The organism is Pseudomonas sp. PS02302, assembly GCF_029959585.1.
GTDB classification, from domain to species: domain Bacteria; phylum Pseudomonadota; class Gammaproteobacteria; order Pseudomonadales; family Pseudomonadaceae; genus Chryseomonas; species Chryseomonas aestiva.
In genome coordinates this window covers 1-3,134 of sequence record NZ_JASCON010000151.1, presented here as the reverse complement: position 1 = coordinate 3,134, position 3,134 = coordinate 1, and the positions used below count along the sequence as shown (strand labels likewise).

1 protein-coding gene and 2 pseudogenes are annotated in these 3,134 nt (G+C 69.9%); 2 read left to right on the top strand and 1 reads right to left on the bottom strand.

Features of this window, described 5'->3' with window-relative positions:
* Positions 1–362: pseudogene (locus QMX82_RS25480) on the bottom strand (4-phosphoerythronate dehydrogenase); the annotation flags it as partial.
* Between the two features lie 130 nt (positions 363–492).
* Here QMX82_RS25480 and QMX82_RS25475 point away from each other — a divergent pair.
* Together QMX82_RS25475 and QMX82_RS25470 are read left to right on the top strand one after the other, a co-directional pair.
* Positions 493–1,854: an MATE family efflux transporter gene (locus QMX82_RS25475; RefSeq protein ID WP_208690906.1), complete on the top strand. Its 1,362-nt coding sequence runs from the start codon at positions 493–495 to the stop codon at positions 1,852–1,854.
* A 93-nt stretch (positions 1,855–1,947) separates the two neighbouring features.
* A pseudogene (locus tag QMX82_RS25470) lies at positions 1,948–3,134 on the top strand (mechanosensitive ion channel family protein); the annotation flags it as partial.

Genomic DNA, 3,134 nt, shown 5'->3' with positions numbered 1-3,134 from the left:
ATGCCATAGGTGCGCCGGGCCAGGTCGGCGCCAGCGCCATCGGCCAGCGCCAGCAAGGCGCCGAGCACCCAGTCCACCACGCCGCGGGCATTGCAGCCAGGCGCATTGCTCCAGCGGATACCCGCCTGATCCAGATAGCCGAGGTCCAGATGATCGGTACCTATGGTGCAGGTGCCGACGAAGCCGACCCGAGATCCGGCCAGCAGCGTCTCGTCGACGCGGGTGATGGAGCGCACCAGCAGCGCATCGGCGCGACTCACGGCGGCGCGGTCGAAGGCGCGACCGGGAAGGCGTTCGAGGGTGGCGTGGGGGCCGAAGAAGGCGTCCAGCAGCGGTATGTTTTCGTCGGCGAGAATGTGCATGCCTGGGCACTCGCAAGGGCGGGGACCGGCACTTTAGCAGGCCAGCGGCAGCCGGCAACGGTCGCCGCGAGGGTTGCCACCCGGGCCATGAGGACTAGACTATCGGCCCCGAAGCTGACCGAACGATCAAGTGACCGCCTCCCTGCCCCGCATCAGACGTGAATTCGGCGCCCTGCTCTCCCTGGCCGCGCCCATCGTCATCGCCCAGCTCTCCCATTCGGCCATGGGCTTCGTCGACGCCGTCATGGCCGGCCGTGTCGGCCCGCTGGACCTCGCCGCCGTCGCCCTGGGCAACTCCGTGTGGATTCCGGTGTTCCTGCTGATGACCGGCATCCTGCTGGCGACCACGCCTAAGGTGGCCGAGCGCCACGGCGGCGGGCGCAGCCAGGAGATCGGTCCGCTGGTGCGCCAGGCGCTCTGGCTGGCCCTGGGGTGTGGCCTCATCGCCAGCCTGCTGCTGCTCAATGCCCGACCGCTGCTGGTGGCGATGCATGTCGACGCCCAGCTGATCGGCCCGACCCTGCTCTATCTCAAGGGCATCGCCCTGGGCCTGCCCGCCACGGCCTTCTACTATGTGCTGCGCTGCTTCAGCGACGGCCTCGGGCGTACCCGGCCGGCGATGCTGGTGGGCCTTGCCGGGCTGGCACTGAACGTGCCGCTGAACTGGATCTTCATCCATGGGCACCTGGGCCTGCCAGCCTTGGGCGGCGCCGGGTGCGGCTTCGCCTCGGGCACGGTGATGTGGGCGATGCTGCTGGCCATGCTGGCGATCATCCGCACCGAGCGATATCGCGCCTGCGCTATTTTCGCCCGCTTCGAGCGACCGCACGGACCAACGCTGCGCGCCCTGCTAGCCATCGGCGTGCCCATCGGCATCGCGGTGTTCGCCGAATCCAGCATCTTTTCCGTGGTGGCCCTGCTGATCGGCGAGCTGGGTCCGACCGTGGTCGCCGGGCACCAGGTGGCGCTCAACTTCTCCGGTCTGGTGTTCATGGTGCCCCTGGCCCTGGGCATGGCGGTGACAGTACGGGTCGGCCAGGCGCTAGGGCGCGGCGAACCGCGCGAGGCGCGCTTTTCCGCCGGGGTCGGCATGGCCGCCGGGCTGCTCTGTGCCTGCGTTTCCTGCACCCTGATGCTGACCGCGCGCACGGCCATCGCCGGTCTCTATTCCCAGGACCTGGCGGTGATCCAGCTGGCGGCCTCGCTGCTGGTGTTCGCCGGCATCTTCCAATTCTCCGATGCCATCCAGGTGACCGCCGCGGGCGCTCTGCGCGGTTATCAGGACACCCGCGCGACCATGATCATCACCCTGCTGGCCTACTGGGGCGTGGGCCTGCCGGTGGGCTGGGCGCTGGGCCTGAGCGACTGGTTCGGCGCCCCGCGAGGCCCGGCCGGGCTCTGGCAGGGTCTGGTGCTGGGCCTGACCTGCGCAGCCATCCTGCTGGCGGTACGGCTGGCCCGCAGCGCCCGTCGACGCATCCACAGCGCCTAGCGCACTGCCCTTGCTACACTGGCGCCCTCGTCCCGGCCGGCTGCCCTGCCGACCGGGACAGGCGTTTCCCCCTTTCGCGAGCGTGCGGCTTCGATGATCTTTCGCCTGCTACAACTTCTCTGTCTCTGCTTCCTGCTCATCGGCCCGGCTCAGGCTGCCCTGCCCGGCCTGCCCGGCGCCCAGAAGGATCAGGTCGATCCGCAATTCGGCCAGTCCCTGGACCAGGTCATCAAGACCCTGGAAAGCGAGCAGCAGCGCAATCGCCTGCTGGCGGATCTCAAGAAGCTGCAGGCGGCGCAGAACAAGGCCGAGCCCAGCGCCTCCCAGGGCGTGATCGGACTGATCACCGACACCATGACGGTGGTCGAAGAGCAGCTGCAGCGCGACAACCTGCGCGAACGCTGGCAATACCAGCTGGACCAGGCCGGCGCCGAGCTGGCCGCGCTGACGCCGGCGCCAGAACAGCGCCTAAGCCTGCTCTCCGGCTTCGTCGTCACCCTGGCCTTCTGGGCTGGTTGCGCCCTGGGGCTGAAGGCCATCAGCCATCGCCTGCGGGTGAGATTCGGGCTGTCCGAGGAGTTGCCCCTCAGGCCGCGCACCCTGGATCTGGTCCGTTTCGCCCTGCGCAAGCTGGCGCCCTGGCTGCTGGCCTTCATCCTGACCCTGGTGGTGTCCCTGTGGCTGCCGGATTCGCTGGGCAAGACGGTGGCCGTCGCCCTGGCCTATGCCGCGGTCACCGGCCCGCTGTTCGCCGCCACAGTGGTGGTGATCTGCTCCCTGCCCAGCGGCGCCCATCGCAGCCGCGCCCTGCTGATCCTGCGCCGCCGCGCCTTCCGCCCGCTGTGGATCATCGGCAGCCTGGCGGCCCTGGGCGGCGTCGCCAGCGATCCGCACCTGGCCGAAACCCTGGGTCCGCACCTGGCTGCGGTCATCGCCATCGGTGCCAACATCTGCGCGGCGCTGCTCACCGCCCAGTTCGCCCTGAGATTCCGTCGGCCGATCGCCCATCTGATCCGCAACCAGCCGCTGGCCAAGCGCCAGGCGCTGCGCGGTCTGCAGGGCGTAAGGCACCTGATCGCGCGGCTCTGGCACCTGCCACTGCTGATCCTGGTGGCGGTCTCGGTGGTGGCCACCTTCGTCTCCGCCGGCGACACCAGCGACGCCCTGCGCCGGGCGCTGCTGTTCGCCGTGACCATGGGCGCCGCCCTGGGACTCAATGCCCTGGTGCGGGCGCGGCTGCTGCGCCCGCGCCACCCCCGCCGCCTACCCGCAGCCCAGTG